This is a genomic window from Caballeronia sp. ATUFL_F1_KS39, from assembly GCF_023630985.1.
GTDB classification, from domain to species: Bacteria; Pseudomonadota; Gammaproteobacteria; order Burkholderiales; family Burkholderiaceae; genus Caballeronia; species Caballeronia zhejiangensis.
In genome coordinates this window covers 103,647-117,123 of the sequence record NZ_JALQDZ010000035.1, presented here as the reverse complement: position 1 = coordinate 117,123, position 13,477 = coordinate 103,647, and the positions used below count along the sequence as shown (strand labels likewise).

Here is a 13,477-nt window from a genome sequence, read left to right as displayed (position 1 = left end):
ATGCCATCCACATGGCCAACCACCGAACGAAGGAGCACACCATGTCACGTCTTTCCCAAATCAACGTCAACGAAGCAACGGGCGTCACCGCCGATCTTTTCGCCGCGATCAAGAAGGCCGCGGGCAAGGTGCCGAACGCTTACGCGACCATCGGCACGCATAGCCCGGCCGCGCTCGGCGCAGCGCTCAACGGCGATGCGATTCTCGCGAAGAGCAGCCTCGACAAGGCCGATGTCGAAGCGATCAAGCTCGCCGTCAGCGAACTCGCGGGCTGTGATTACTGTGCCGCCGCGCATACGCTCGTCGGCAAGATGGTCGGGCTGTCGCAGAAGGAAACGCAGCAAATTCGCGCGGGCGAAGCGACCGGCAATGCAAAGCGCGATGCGCTCGTGCGCTTCGTGCGGCATGTCGCGGGCACGACCGGCACGATCGACGCGGCGCGTCTTACCGAAGTGCGCGAAGCGGGCTATTCGGAAGCGCAAGTCATCGACACGCTGTTTGCGATGAGCGTCATCAATTTCACGAACCTCGTGAACCGCGTGAACGACACGGTGATCGACTTCCCTGCTCTCGTCTAAGTTTGCGTCGAGCCTTTGGTCAGCCGGTCGATGACGGAACTCACGAGATCGACCGGCACCGGAAAGACGATCGTCGAGTTCTTGTCGCCGGCGATCGACGTGAGCGTTTGCAGATAGCGCAACTGCATCGCCTGCGGCTGCTGCGCGAGCATCTGCGCAGCTTGCAGCAGCTTCTCCGATGCCTGCAATTCGCCTTCCGCATGGATGATCTTCGCGCGCCGCTCGCGCTCCGCTTCGGCCTGGCGGGCGATCGCGCGGATCATCGTTTCGTTGATGTCGACGTCCTTGATCTCGACGTTCGATACCTTGATGCCCCATGCGTCCGTCTGCGAATCGAGCACGCGCTGGATGTCGGTATTGAGGCGCTCGCGCTCGGACAGCAGCTCGTCGAGCTCGTGCTTGCCGAGAATCGCGCGCAACGTGGTTTGTGCGAGCTGGCTCGTTGCTTCGAGAAAACGCGCGACCTGAATCACCGCCTTCTCCGGATCGACGACGCGAAAGTACACGACCGCATTCACCTTCACCGACACGTTGTCGCGCGTGATGACGTCCTGCGGCGGCACGTCGAACACGACGGTGCGCAAGTCCATTCGCACGACCTGCTGCACGACCGGAATGATGAGCACGAGCCCCGGCCCTTTCACCTTCCAGAAGCGCCCGAGCATGAACACGACGCCGCGCTCGTACTCGCGAAAAATACGCACCGCCGACGCGACGATGAAGATGACGAACGCAATGACAATGCCGCTGAAACCGAAGGTAAGCCCCATTTTTCAAGCCTCGTTGTCGATGTGTTCAGGAATGGCCCGCCTCGCGTTCGCCTTCGAGCGGCTCGACGGTCAGCGTGAGACCGTGGCGCGACATCACCCGCACGCGCGCGCCTTCTTGCGGCAACGCTCGCGGCGCGTCCGCCTGCACGCGCCAGCGTTCGCCCTGCACGCGCGCCCAACCGCTGCCGGATTCGTGCGCCAGCATCACGCCGATGGTGCCGAGCATCGCTTCGCCGCCGCTCACGACGGGCCGCTTGCGCGCTTTCAACGCGACGCCCGACACGGTGAACACGAAGAGCGCCGTGAAGAGCGCGAGCCCGGCAACGAGCCCGACCGGAATGCCGAAGCCGGGGACGTCGGTATCGATCAGCATGAGCGCGCCGATCGCGAACGCGATGATTCCGCCGATGCCGAGCGAGCCGAATGTCGGCAGAAACATTTCCGCGACGAGAAAGCCCATGCCGAGCACGATCAATCCGAGTCCGACGAAACTGATCGGCAATAGTTGCAAAGCGAACAATCCGACGAGCAGGCAGATCGCGCCCGCGACGCCCGGCAGCACCATGCCCGGATTCGCGAACTCGAAGAAGAGGCCGTACATGCCGATCATCATCAGGATGAGCGCGACGCTCGGGTCGGTGATCGTCGCGAGAAAGCGGCTGCGCCAGTCGGGTTGCAGCACGACGAGCGGCGCCTGTTTCGTCGCGAGAACGCGATCGCCGCTCGCGGTTTTGACATGACGGCCGTCGAGTTTCGCGAGCAGGTCGGGAACGTCGTTGGCGGTCACGTCGATGACCTTCTGCTCCAGCGCTTCCGTCGCCGATAACGCGACCGCCTCGCGCACCGCGCGCTCGGCCCATTGCACGTTGCGTCCGCGCAATTGCGCGAGGCCGCGGATGTAGGCGGCGGCGTCCTGCATCTGCTTGCGCGTTTCGGTCGACTGCGCGTCTGCGTTCGACGCCGCCTTGCCCTCGCGCTCCGATCCGCCGATGCCAAGCTGCACCGGCGACGCCGCGCCCAGATTCGTGCCGGGCGCCATCGCGGCGATATGGCTCGCGTACGTGATGTACGTGCCCGCGCTCGCAGCGCGCGCCCCGCTCGGCGCGATGAACGCGGCCACCGGCACCGGCGACGCGAGCATCGCCTGAATGATCGAGCGCATCGAGAGATCGAGGCCGCCGGGCGTGTCGAGTTCGAGCACGACGAGTTGCGCGTGCTCGTCTGCGGCGCGGGCGAGCGAGCGCACGACGTAATCCGCGCTCGCCGGCCCGATCGCGCCCTTCAGCGGAATCACGACGACGGGCGCCGCCACGGCGGCTACGGCGCTCATCGGCACGAGGGCGAACGCCATCAGCAGCAGCGCGTGGCGCACGCGTCTGCACAGCCAGTCAGCGAAGTTCGTTTTCATCGGCGAAAGCCGGACGCGCATATGCGCGGCGGTTCCTCGTGTTTGGTCTCTCTTTTAGCTTAGGTCAATTGCGAGATCACGGCCGGCGCGTCGTTCGGTCGATGACCTTTTCAACATCGGCCGTTTCGCCGAGCTCTTTCACGAAGCGCGCCGTGTCGAAGTCGCCCGACACGCAGCCGTCGAGATAGATGAAGCGGCGCTGCAACGTGAGCCACAAACTCGTTTTCTCGCGCCACTGCAGCGAGGCGTTGAGCGAATTCAGGCGCCGCGTCACGCTCTCGGCGATTTCCTTGTCGTAGTCGTAGCTGTTGGCGAGCCGGCAGCGCCCCGCGATCCAGCAGCTATTGCCGCGTTCGATGCGGTAATGCGCTTCGTCGAGCCATTCCTGATGCGTTTCGAACGGGCCGCGCGGAGCGGCGCAATCGGCGATGGCGCTCGAAACGTGCAGAAACGGATCGTTGCCGCGGTTCTCGCGCTTTTCTTCGGAGTGTGTCCCGTACGGGGCCGCGGCGAGCACAGCCGCCAGCGCGAGCGTTCCGTAAGCCGCGTTTCGTGTCATCGTGCGCGCCTTTCATGGAGCCATCGTCCAGACAGCATAGTTCATCGCGTCGAATCGAACGCCACGCGGGAAGCCGGTAAACTCACGATGTGGCGCACCGCCCATTCCTCGCACCGAGACCGACATGAAACAGGCACTCCACCATCTGACGGTCGCGACAGGCTCGCGCGGCCTGCACGAAGTCACCCGCGACGTCGATCACTGGATCGACCTTCAGGACATCCGCACTGGCTTGCTCACGCTGTTTTGCCGGCATACGTCGGCATCGTTGCTGATTCAGGAGAACGCCGACCCCGACGTGCGCGTGGATCTCGAACGCTATTTCGAGTCGGTCGCGCCGGAAGCGCCCGGCCGCTACGTGCACGACACCGAAGGCCCCGACGACATGCCCGCGCATCTGCGCACCGCGCTGACCACGGTGCAGCTTTCGATTCCCGTCGAGGCCGGCCGGATGGTGCTCGGCACTTGGCAGGGCATCTACGTGTTCGAGCACCGGACGGCGCAGCATCAGCGCGAACTCGTCTTGCATCTGATCGGCGAGTGACCTAGTATACGCACCGCGTATATTTCGGGAGCGGTGACGGTGACTCAGGAACTTCAGCAGCAGACGATTCTTCGCGATGCGATGCGGCGTCTGAACATGACGCGCGACGCGTTCGCATCGCGCATCGGCGTGTCGCGGCGTGCGTTGGACACATGGTTGCTGCCGGACGAATCGCCGGAGTCGCGCGCGATGCCGGAGATCGCCGCGCGCTATGTCGGCGAGATTCTCGGCGGTTTGCCGGAAGGTGGCCCATATACGCAAAGCGCACATTTGACCATCGACTTCGAAGGCCGGCCGCAATTGCTTTCGATCGACCAGTTTTCGCGCGACTCGGCTGAAGCGCTGTTCCGCACGGCCGACATGATGCAGCCCATCGCGCGGCGCAAAAAAATCACGCGCGTGCTCGAAGGCGCGGTGCTTGCGAACCTGTTCTTCGAGGCCAGCACGCGCACGCGCGTGAGTTTCGGCGCGGCGTTCGCGCGCCTCGGCGGCTCCGTGTGCGACACGACCGGCTTCACCTTTTCGTCGATGGCGAAAGGCGAGTCGATCTACGACACGAGCCGCGTCATCAGCGGATACGCCGACGCGATTGTCGTGCGGCATCCGGAGCAAGGCTCCGTCGCGGAATTCGCGCGCGCGACGAACATTCCCGTCATCAATGCCGGCGACGGCCCCGGCGAGCATCCGAGTCAGGCGCTGCTCGATCTGTATACGATCCAGCGCGAGTTTTCGCGTCTCGGAAAGATCGTCGATGGCGCGCATATCGCGATGGTCGGCGATCTCAAGTACGGCCGCACCGTGCATTCGCTCGCCAAGCTGCTCTCGCTTTACAAAGGACTGAAATTTACGCTCGTGTCGCCGGGTTCGCTGGAGATGCCGGCGCATATCATCGAGCGCATCGCGCGCGGCGATCATGTGATCGAACAGACGAGCGACTTGCGCGCGGGACTCGCGGGCGCCGACGTGGTCTACGCGACGCGCATTCAGAAAGAGCGTTTCGCCGATGAGTCCATCGAAGGCTATACGCCGGATTTCCAGATCAACCAGGCGCTCGTCGACGATGTATGCGGACGCGACACGCTCATCATGCATCCGCTGCCGCGCGACAGCCGCCCCGGTGCGAACGATCTCGCCACCGACCTGAATCACGACTCGCGCCTCGCGATCTTCCGTCAGACCGACAACGGCATTGCGGTTCGCATGGCGATTTTCGCGGTGCTGCTCGGCGTCGAGCATCAGGTGCGTCACTCGATGCGCGATGCGGCATGGAAGTCGCCTGCTTCCATCGGTCCGGACGATGCGGTCTTTCATGGCTTCGATTGATACGTTTTTTACACGCGGCGCACATGTCTTTGCGTGACGTTGACGCGAGCCGCCGTATCCTTCTACACAAGGGAAACGTGATGGAGCAACGGCCATGGATATGTCGCTTGCGTGGGCGGTCAGCCGTCGAAAATTGCAGGATGATGGGTTAGGTGCATGTCAACGTGTGCGGGTTCTGGCGCTTGCGCATTTCGCGGATAGCGAAGCGTCGCGGGAACGCATACGCGCGTTGTTTCATTCGCCGCTTGGCATCTACGTGAGTCAGGCGCAGCGTGAAGGCTGCGAACTGCGGCTCGAATTCGATACTGCTAGCGAAGACCTTGCGTTCACCTTGCGAACGTTGAAGCGCGTCTTGCCGGAAGCGCGTGTCGAAGGGATCGCGCCGCGTGTGTTTGCGCATCGGATGATCACGCGCGACGCGGGGTGAGGGTCATGCGGCCGGAAGCTCGCCAGACATCGACTGCCGACGATGATAAGCGGCGGATGATTCCAGTCGCTCAAACTCTTCGTAGGACAGATTCCACGTATCCGGATCGAGTTCGATGCCGCGCTGAATCGCCGCCTCTTCCTCGGGCGTAGGAAGGATGAATCCTTTATACGTTTGTTGCATACCGATTTATCTCTGTTCTGTTGGCGCGGCGCAAACTGATGATGCGCCGCGTTTCGTTTCTCTGCGTGAACACTACGCAAAACATGAGGCCTCGAATAGGCGCGAAACCGACTTCGCGTACGTCTCCATAGTCGCGACGACCATCAACCTTCGGCGCGACATCGGCCCACGCAATCTCCCTCGCAAGCTCCAGCGACACACCATGCTGAAGCCGATTGATCGCGTCCTTCAACGGGTCAAACGTGATGTCGAAGTGCATTCATTGTGGTTCCCAGAAGTAGAAGTGACAAGGCGCGAAAGTTCTGATTTGCGGATTGCGATTCATCCGAGCTCCGAACGATTCGCGTCACTTCATTCTTCTGAAAACCTCACGGCTTTTCTATAGACCGGTTGGCCAACGAGCACGTATGATCCTGCAGCTCTTCGGATGACGCCCAGTTGCCTGGCTGAACGTGATCGTTGAGAAGAAAGAACGCATGCACGCCATCGCCACGCACGGCGCCGACGAGCAGCAGCGTCTGTTCGCCCATGGTCTGGCCGCGGCTTGCGGCATAGGGCGCGACGAGCTTGAAGGGATCCGTATGCGCGAGATCAGCATCATCGATACGCATCGCGCTGTACACATGGCCGCGCAATCTCACCGGCAGCGGCTTCCACGCCGTGCCGATGCCCGGTCCCAGTTCGCGCAGCGTCTGGGCGACATCCGACGCGAGACAGTCGATATGAATGTGCAATTGATTCTGCGTGCGCCCGCTTGCCGAGTTGATCGCGAGCGAAATTTCGTCGCGCGGCAGCGTCCGGCGCAACGCGCGAAAGACATAGCCGCGCGCATTCCATGCGTCGCGAAAGTAATTCGGCGCGTGGGGCTCGAGCAGTTCGGGACTTTCGATGCCGCTCACGCGCGCGGTCGGAATCAGCAGATATTGCGCGACGCCGACGATATCCTTCAGCACCGCATAGCCGCCCGCCAGATTCACGTCCGCGCATTTCTGCCGGACCTGCGCGCCCTCGGCGGCGGGCTCGCAGTAGTCGTGGACGATTTCCCACAGCGCGTTGGGATTTGCCGCGCACGCGAGCGGCAGACAGAGCAAACCTGGCGCGGCGAGGCGGCGTAGCTTCTTTGTGATTTTCATCGGCATGATCGGGCGGCGCAAAAAATCGATAGCCTGCCGGATTATGCTTGCAGGCGCGTGACCACGCCGCGAAACGTGACAAAACTCCGCGTCGAATGCAACGCGGAGCTTCGTCGACCGATGCCCAAATCAAGCCGATTCAGCGCGATTCACCGGATGCGGTTCCTTCAGCTTGTTGGCGACGCGCGCCGCCTCGAAGTACGACGCGTTCGGCGGACGCTTCAGATACTGTCCCGCGCCGCGTTCCGCGCGCAGATCGCCGTCGGTCCACGCGAGCGCGCCGCGCGTGAGCGTGTGCGTCGCGACGCCCTGCACTTGCATGCCTTCGAAGACGTTGAAATCGACCTTTTGATGATGCGTCTTTACGGAGATCGTGCGCGTCGCGTTCGGATCCCATACGACGAGATCTGCGTCCGCGCCTATCTGCACCGCCCCCTTTCGCGGATAGAGATTGAAGATTTGCGCCGCGTTCGTCGATGTCACGCGCACGAATTCGTTCGGCGTGAGACGTCCCATGTTGACGCCGTGATGCCACAGCACCGACATGCGATCTTCCACGCCGCCGCAACCGTTGGGGATCTTCGTGAAGTCCTCGCGGCCCATCGCCTTCTGCGATGCGCAGAACACGCAATGATCCGTCGCCGTCGTATGAAGCTGTCCCGATTGCAGCCCGCGCCACAATGCTTCGCGGTGCTCGCTCGTGCGAAACGGCGGGCTCATCACGTGCGCGGCGGCGCGCGTCCAGTCGGGATCGCGATACACCGATTCATCGATCACCAGATGGCCCGGCAACACTTCACCGAACACGCGCAGTCCTTCGTTGCGCGCCTTGGCGATGACATCGACTGCATCTTTCGCCGACACATGCACGATATAGAGCGGCACGCCGAGCACTTGCGCGATGCGGATCGCGCGATTGGCCGCCTCGCCTTCCACTTCGGGCGGACGCGACAACGGATGCGCCTCCGGTCCTCTGAAGCCTTTCGCAAGTAGTTGCTTCTGCAACTGAAAGACGAGCTCGCCGTTTTCCGCGTGCACGGTCGGCAGCGCGCCGAGTTCAAGCGAGCGCGTGAAGCTGTTTACCAGCACTTCGTCGTCGGCCATGATTGCGTTTTTGTAGGCCATGAAGTGCTTGAAGCTCGACACACCGTGTTTGTGAACCAGCAGGCCCATGTCGCGATGCACCGACTCGTCCCACCACGTCACCGCGACGTGAAAGCCGTAGTCCGCCGATGCTTTCTCAGCCCAGCCGCGCCATTCTTTGAACGCATCCATGAGTGGTTGCTTCGGGCTCGGAATCACGAAGTCGATGATACTCGTCGTGCCGCCTGACAATCCCGCTGCGGTGCCGGTATAAAAATCGTCGCTCGCGGTGGTGCCCATGAAGGGCAGTTCCATGTGCGTGTGCGGATCGATGCCGCCCGGCATGACGTACTGACCGCCGGCGTCTACAGTGTGCGTATCGGACGGTGCCTCTATGTCGAGGCCTATCGCCAGGATCGTGCCACCGGCTTGCGGGTCTGCGCAGAGAACATCGGCGCGGTAGGTGCGGTCAGCGTCGATGATGGTGCCGCCGCGGATCAATGTTGGCATTGAAGTGTCCCTCCGGGGGGGGGTTGTCGTTGCGTTGCGTTGCGTTGCTTGTTCGCTTCCGCTCTCGTGAAATCCTTTGTTCGTGTCGGTCTATTAGCACTGCCCCTGTGCGGGGCGGCACTCACTTTCTTTGCTGCTGCAAAGAAAGTAAGCAAAGAAAGCAGCTCCCGATACGCCCGCGGTCACACGCAATTTGGGTAGTCCTCTCGTCCATCGTGGGCTGCCTAAAGAGTGCCCTCATAGGCCCCATCGGGCTTGGCTCGCGCACGGTCCGTCTCATCGCACCACACACCAAACCGGTTCAGCACCAAATAGCTCCAGCCCGCTTCGCGGCCGAACGGCCAATCGGGTCCGCGAGTGCTTCTCTACTTACCCTTCCCTCTGACCACGCCGCGTGTTCCTCACGTTGGTTTCCCTTGCAGACCCGGCGGCAGCGCGTAGCGCTGTGCCGAAGCTGTTTCGTGCTGATCCAGCGCCCTTGGAAAACTAGCTTGTCAGACCGTGCGCGATCCAAGCCCGGTTAGTCCTTCGATGGCACTCTTTAGGCGAGTGCCATCTGCGACGAGAGGACTACCCAAACTGCGTGTGACCGCGGGCCTTAACGAGCTGCTTTCTTTGGTTACTTTCTTTGCAGCAGCAAAGAAAGTGACTGCCGCCCCGCACAGGGGCAACGCTCATAGACCACAAAGAAAACGGGATCCGGCGAAGCAAAAGCAAAAGCAAAAGCGAAAGCGAAAGCAAAAAACTCAAGCACTCAAAACCCTGGCCCGCGCGCCACCGCGCAACTTCATCCACGATCCATACACAACGGCAGCCAGCACGAGACCAACGAACCACGCATACGTATAGAGCGTATTGAAAAACGCGGGCACGTTAGGAAAGGAACCCGGAAACGCAGTGTGCAAAAAACCCGGCAGATTCGGCAGCACGCCGACCAAAAGCGCCACCACCGCCGCCACATTCCATCCGCCGCTATACGAATACTCACCGTCTTCATCGAAGAGTTCGCGCTGATCGAGCCGCGTGCCGCGAATCAAAAAGTAATCGACCATCAGAATGCCCGCGACCGGACCGAGCAGCGCCGAATAGCCCACGAGCCACGTGAAGATGTAACCCTGCGTAGTCGCGAGAATCTTCCAAGGCATCATGACGATGGCTATCGTCGCCGTAATCATGCCGCCCGCGCGATACGAAATCCCCTTCGGCCAAAGGCTCGAAAAATCGTAAGCCGGTCCAACAAGATTGGCCGCCAGATTGCAGCACATCGTATCGAGCGTGAGGATGATCAGTGCCACGCCCACACCGATGCCCGTCATGCGGCTCGTGAGATCGATCGGATCCCAGATCGCCTTCCCGTAGATCACGACCGTCGCCGACGTGACGACAACCGAGATCACCGAGAGCAGCGCCATCGGCACAGGCAGGCCGATCGATTGCCCGATCACCTGATCGCGTTGCGTGCGCGCGAAGCGCGTGAAGTCGGGAATGTTCAGCGCGAGCGTCGCCCAGAAGCCGACCATCGCCGTGAGCCCCGGCCAGAACGTGGCCCAGAAAAGCCCCTCCTTCTTGCCGCCCGCGACGAACTGCGACGGCGCCGAAAGCATGGAACCGATGCCGCCCGCCTTGCTCGTCGCCCACCACACGAGCGCGATGCACATCACAACCTTGATCGGCGCAGACCAGCTTTCGAGCCAGCGAATCGAATCGGTGCCGTGCCAGATGAAGTAGAGCTGCAAGGCCCAGAACACGAGAAAGCACGCAAGTTGTCCGAGCGAGATATCGATGAGCGGCAGCGCCGCGCCATGCAATGCGTTTCCCGTCAGGATATTCAAGAGCGTATAGATGGCGCTGCCGCCCAGCCACGTCTGAATGCCGTACCAACCGCACGCGACGATCGCACGCAGCAGCGCCGGCAACTTCGCGCCTTGCGTGCCGAACGACGAGCGCACGAGTACCGCATACGGAATGCCGTGCTTCGCGCCCGCATGGCCGATCAGCAACATCGGCACGAGCACGATCATGTTGCCGAGCAGAACCGTCAACACCGCCTGCCACGGCGACATGCCCTGGTCCGTGAGACCCGCGGCCAGCATGTATGACGCAATGTTCATCACCATGCCGACCCACAGCGCCGCGAAGTGATACCACTTCCACGTGCGCTGTGCGGGGCCGGTCGGTGCGAGGTCATCGTTATACAAGCTGCTCGTCTCGACGTCATGCGCTGTCTGATTCATCGGATGCACTCCGGTTGAGTGTGCGGTTGATCATGGGGATTCAACGACGACGAGCGCTACGTTATGTCTATGTTCATGCCGCTTTCGCGGGTTCTTCCGCATCGATGCGCGCGGGATTGTTCGGATGCGTGGTCCAGTTCGCACATTCGCCCGCATCGACGCGTTCCATCGTGATGCACTGCTCGACAGGACAAACGTGCATGCACAGATTGCAGCCGACGCATTCCGAATCGACCACTTCGAAATGACGCTTGCCGTCCTTCTCCTTCAGGATCGCCTGATGCGATGTGTCCTCGCAAGCGATATGACACAGCCCGCACTGGATGCACTTGTCCTGATCGATGCGCGCCTTGATGTCGTACTTGAGATTGAGATGCTTCCAGTCCGTGACGTTCGGCACGGCGCGCCCGCGAATGTCATCAAGCGTTGCGTAGCCTTTCTCGTCCATCCAGTTCGAGAGGCCATCGGCGAGATCGGACACGATGCGAAAGCCGTAGTGCATCGCGGCCGTGCACACCTGCACGCTGCCCGCGCCAAGCACCATGAATTCCGCCGCATCGCGCCACGATGAAATGCCGCCGATGCCGGAGATAGGCAGATTCGGCGTCTGCGGATCGCGTGCGATTTCGGCGACCATGTTCAGCGCGATCGGCTTCACGGCGGGACCACAATAGCCGCCGTGCGTGCCCTTGCCGTCGACGGTCGGCATCGGCGCCATCTGATCGAGATCGACCGCAACGATCGAGTTGATCGTGTTGATGAGCGACACGCCATCGGCGCCGCCTTTGAACGCGGCGCGCGAACCCATGCGAATATCGCTGATGTTCGGCGTGAGCTTCACGAGGCACGGCAGCTTCGTGCCTTCCTTCACCCAGCGCGTCACCATTTCGACATATTCAGGCACTTGTCCGACGGCCGCGCCCATGCCGCGTTCGCTCATGCCATGCGGACAACCGAAGTTCAGTTCCACCGCATCTGCGCCCGTGTCTTCCACTTGCGTGAGAATCCACTTCCAGTCCTTCTCGTTGCACGGAACCATCAACGAGACGATAAGCGCGCGATCGGGCCAGTCGCGCTTCACCTGTTCGATCTCGCGCAAGTTCACGTCGAGCGGTCTGTCCGTAATCAGTTCGATGTTATTCAGTCCTGCGATTCTTTGTCCGTTCCATTGCACCGCGCCGTAACGCGAACTCACGTTCACGACGTGCGGATCAAGCCCGAGCGTCTTCCACACGACGCCGCCCCAGCCCGCTTCGAAAGCGCGGTTGACGTTGTAGGCTTTGTCGGTCGGCGGCGCAGACGCGAGCCAGAAAGGATTCGGCGACGTGATGCCGGCGATGTTGCAAGTCAGATCGGCCATGTTCGTGGTTCTCCTTTTGGCTCAGGCGGCTTTGATCGCAGTCAGTTCGAACGACGCGTCGATGGACGCGGCCGCCAGCTTGCCGTCCTGTACGGCCTGCACGGTGAGATCGAGTCCTTCATGGGTCGCGCAATCGCCGCCGGCCCAGACTTTCGCGAGCGTCGTCTGACGGTTCTCGTCGGTGACGATGCGCCCGCCATCGAGCGTCAATAACTCGCGATCGATTCCGACGGGAACAAGCGTTTGCCCGATCGCCTTCAGCACCATGTCCGCTTCGATCACGAAGCGCTCGCCGCCGCGTTCGAACTCGACGCCCGTCACCTGCCCGTTATCGCCGACCAATCGCACCGGATTCGCGTGCGTGACGATGCTCACGCCGTTCGTCTGCGCGAACTCACGTTCGGCCCACGTCGCGCTCATGTTCTCGACGCCCCGTCGATACGCCATCGTCACGTTCGTCGCGCCAAGTTTGCGGCTTTGAACGCACGCATCGACCGCCGTGTTGCCGCCGCCGATCACGACGACGCGCCGCCCGACCGGCACGCTCGCGAGATCATCGGCCTCGCGCACTTGCTCGACGAAATCGACCGCGTTCATCACGCCTTCGAGCGCTTCGCCTTCGAGCGCCAGCTCGCGCACGCCAGCAAGGCCGAACGCGATGAACACTGCGTCGTATTGCTTGCGCAACTCGTCGAGCGTGAAGTCGCGGCCGAGCGACCGACCTGTGTTGATCTCGATGCCGCCGATCGAATACAGCCATTCGATTTCGCGCTGCGCATAATCCTCGACGGTCTTGTACGCAGCAATGCCGTATTCGTTGAGTCCGCCTGGCTTCTCGCGCGCATCGAAGATCACCGCGCGATGCCCCGCAAGCGCAAGCCGATATGCACACGCGAGTCCCGCCGGTCCCGCACCGACGATCGCAATGCGGCGCCCGGTTTCCGGCGCGCGTTCGAATAACGCGACGCCTTTGGCCATCGCCCAATCGGTCGCATGACGCTGCAACGCGCCGATCTTCACCGGCTCGTCGCCCTGATGGTTGCGTACGCAACTACCCTCGCAAAGAATCTCCGTCGGGCACACGCGCGCGCACATTCCGCCGAGCGGATTGGCCGACAGGATATCGACGGCCGCGCCCTTCAGATTGCCGTTGCCGATCTTGCGGATGAAGCCTGGAATGTCGATGCTCGTCGGACACGCCTGGACGCACGGCGCGTCGTAGCAGTAGTGGCAGCGGCTCGCGGCGGCAGCGGCGGCGGTGGCGTCGAGGAGCGGCGCGACATCCGCGAATTCGCATGCGAGCTGTTCCTGCGTGAGGCGATGGCTCGCGATATCGCCGGTCGGTTTCATGGTCATGCGCGTTCC

14 protein-coding genes are annotated in these 13,477 nt (G+C 62.1%); 3 read left to right on the top strand and 11 right to left on the bottom strand.

Features of this window, described 5'->3' with window-relative positions; genetic code table 11:
• The first annotated feature begins 41 nt into the window (after positions 1–41).
• The gene (locus tag NCR93_RS15650; RefSeq protein WP_008353697.1) at positions 42–578 is read left to right on the top strand and encodes a carboxymuconolactone decarboxylase family protein; all 537 of its coding nucleotides are present in this window, start codon (positions 42–44) and stop codon (positions 576–578) included.
• Here NCR93_RS15650 and NCR93_RS15645 read toward each other — a convergent pair.
• The 3 genes from NCR93_RS15645 to NCR93_RS15635 form a co-directional block, all read right to left on the bottom strand.
• Entirely contained in the window at positions 575–1,348 is a 774-nt protein-coding gene (locus tag NCR93_RS15645) for a slipin family protein (protein WP_175979171.1), read from the bottom strand. The two genes, NCR93_RS15650 and NCR93_RS15645, sit on opposite strands and share 4 nt — an antisense overlap.
• A 25-nt stretch (positions 1,349–1,373) precedes the next feature.
• Positions 1,374–2,756 carry an NfeD family protein gene (locus NCR93_RS15640; protein WP_372492556.1) on the bottom strand — a complete coding sequence of 461 codons (1,383 nt, stop codon included), beginning with the start codon at positions 2,754–2,756 and terminating at the stop codon, positions 1,374–1,376.
• Between the two features lie 76 nt (positions 2,757–2,832).
• Positions 2,833–3,315, bottom strand: a complete 483-nt coding sequence (locus NCR93_RS15635; RefSeq protein ID WP_175979170.1) for a BON domain-containing protein — start codon at positions 3,313–3,315, stop codon at positions 2,833–2,835.
• A 124-nt stretch (positions 3,316–3,439) separates the two neighbouring features.
• On the opposite strand from NCR93_RS15635, the gene NCR93_RS15630 reads away from it, so the two are divergent.
• Together NCR93_RS15630 and NCR93_RS15625 are read left to right on the top strand one after the other, a co-directional pair.
• Positions 3,440–3,859: a secondary thiamine-phosphate synthase enzyme YjbQ gene (locus NCR93_RS15630; protein ID WP_008353705.1), complete on the top strand. Its 420-nt coding sequence runs from the start codon at positions 3,440–3,442 to the stop codon at positions 3,857–3,859.
• A gap of 39 nt (positions 3,860–3,898) precedes the next feature.
• On the top strand, positions 3,899–5,182 hold the full coding sequence (locus tag NCR93_RS15625) for an aspartate carbamoyltransferase (protein WP_033537153.1): 1,284 nt from the start codon (positions 3,899–3,901) through the stop codon (positions 5,180–5,182).
• Positions 5,183–5,330: 148 nt separating this feature from the next.
• On the opposite strand, the gene NCR93_RS15620 is transcribed toward NCR93_RS15625, so the two are convergent.
• The 8 genes from NCR93_RS15620 to NCR93_RS15585 form a co-directional block, all read right to left on the bottom strand.
• The gene (locus NCR93_RS15620; RefSeq protein ID WP_175979168.1) at positions 5,331–5,582 is read right to left on the bottom strand and encodes a hypothetical protein; all 252 of its coding nucleotides are present in this window, start codon (positions 5,580–5,582) and stop codon (positions 5,331–5,333) included.
• 30 nt (positions 5,583–5,612) lie between these two features.
• The gene (locus tag NCR93_RS15615; protein WP_008353711.1) at positions 5,613–5,792 is read right to left on the bottom strand and encodes a hypothetical protein; all 180 of its coding nucleotides are present in this window, start codon (positions 5,790–5,792) and stop codon (positions 5,613–5,615) included.
• A complete protein-coding gene (locus NCR93_RS15610) occupies positions 5,776–6,051 on the bottom strand; it encodes a BrnT family toxin (protein WP_175979167.1) in 276 nt (91 codons plus the stop codon). The genes NCR93_RS15615 and NCR93_RS15610 overlap by 17 nt, the downstream gene beginning before the upstream one ends.
• 109 nt (positions 6,052–6,160) lie before the next feature.
• Positions 6,161–6,925 carry a CDP-diacylglycerol diphosphatase gene (locus NCR93_RS15605; protein ID WP_239295030.1) on the bottom strand — a complete coding sequence of 255 codons (765 nt, stop codon included), beginning with the start codon at positions 6,923–6,925 and terminating at the stop codon, positions 6,161–6,163.
• A gap of 129 nt (positions 6,926–7,054) precedes the next feature.
• A complete protein-coding gene (gene hydA / locus NCR93_RS15600; protein WP_175979165.1) occupies positions 7,055–8,518 on the bottom strand; it encodes a dihydropyrimidinase in 1,464 nt (487 codons plus the stop codon).
• Positions 8,519–9,264: 746 nt separating this feature from the next.
• A complete protein-coding gene (locus tag NCR93_RS15595; protein WP_175979164.1) occupies positions 9,265–10,752 on the bottom strand; it encodes an NCS1 family nucleobase:cation symporter-1 in 1,488 nt (495 codons plus the stop codon).
• A gap of 73 nt (positions 10,753–10,825) precedes the next feature.
• Complete coding sequence (gene preA, locus NCR93_RS15590) at positions 10,826–12,112, bottom strand: NAD-dependent dihydropyrimidine dehydrogenase subunit PreA (protein ID WP_175979163.1); 1,287 nt, start codon at positions 12,110–12,112, stop codon at positions 10,826–10,828.
• A gap of 21 nt (positions 12,113–12,133) precedes the next feature.
• Positions 12,134–13,468: an NAD(P)-dependent oxidoreductase gene (locus tag NCR93_RS15585; RefSeq protein WP_175979162.1), complete on the bottom strand. Its 1,335-nt coding sequence runs from the start codon at positions 13,466–13,468 to the stop codon at positions 12,134–12,136.
• Between the last annotated feature and the right edge of the window lie 9 nt (positions 13,469–13,477).

Bases quoted from the DNA above. Each gene is read 5' to 3' on its own strand.
- NCR93_RS15585 (WP_175979162.1), bottom strand. From the start codon at position 13,468: ATGACCATGAAACCGACCGGCGATATCGCGAGCCATCGCCTCACGCAG.
- NCR93_RS15610 (WP_175979167.1), bottom strand. From the start codon at position 6,051: ATGCACTTCGACATCACGTTTGACCCGTTGAAGGACGCGATCAATCGG.
- NCR93_RS15605 (WP_239295030.1), bottom strand. From the start codon at position 6,925: ATGAAAATCACAAAGAAGCTACGCCGCCTCGCCGCGCCAGGTTTGCTC.
- preA (WP_175979163.1), bottom strand. From the start codon at position 12,112: ATGGCCGATCTGACTTGCAACATCGCCGGCATCACGTCGCCGAATCCT.
- NCR93_RS15635 (WP_175979170.1), bottom strand. From the start codon at position 3,315: ATGACACGAAACGCGGCTTACGGAACGCTCGCGCTGGCGGCTGTGCTC.
- NCR93_RS15630 (WP_008353705.1), top strand. From the start codon at position 3,440: ATGAAACAGGCACTCCACCATCTGACGGTCGCGACAGGCTCGCGCGGC.
- hydA (WP_175979165.1), bottom strand. From the start codon at position 8,518: ATGCCAACATTGATCCGCGGCGGCACCATCATCGACGCTGACCGCACC.
- NCR93_RS15615 (WP_008353711.1), bottom strand. From the start codon at position 5,792: ATGCAACAAACGTATAAAGGATTCATCCTTCCTACGCCCGAGGAAGAG.
- NCR93_RS15620 (WP_175979168.1), bottom strand. From the start codon at position 5,582: ATGCGCAAACACACGCGGCGCGATCCCTTCGACACGCGCTTCCGGCAA.
- NCR93_RS15640 (WP_372492556.1), bottom strand. From the start codon at position 2,756: ATGAAAACGAACTTCGCTGACTGGCTGTGCAGACGCGTGCGCCACGCG.
- NCR93_RS15645 (WP_175979171.1), bottom strand. From the start codon at position 1,348: ATGGGGCTTACCTTCGGTTTCAGCGGCATTGTCATTGCGTTCGTCATC.
- NCR93_RS15650 (WP_008353697.1), top strand. From the start codon at position 42: ATGTCACGTCTTTCCCAAATCAACGTCAACGAAGCAACGGGCGTCACC.
- NCR93_RS15595 (WP_175979164.1), bottom strand. From the start codon at position 10,752: ATGAATCAGACAGCGCATGACGTCGAGACGAGCAGCTTGTATAACGAT.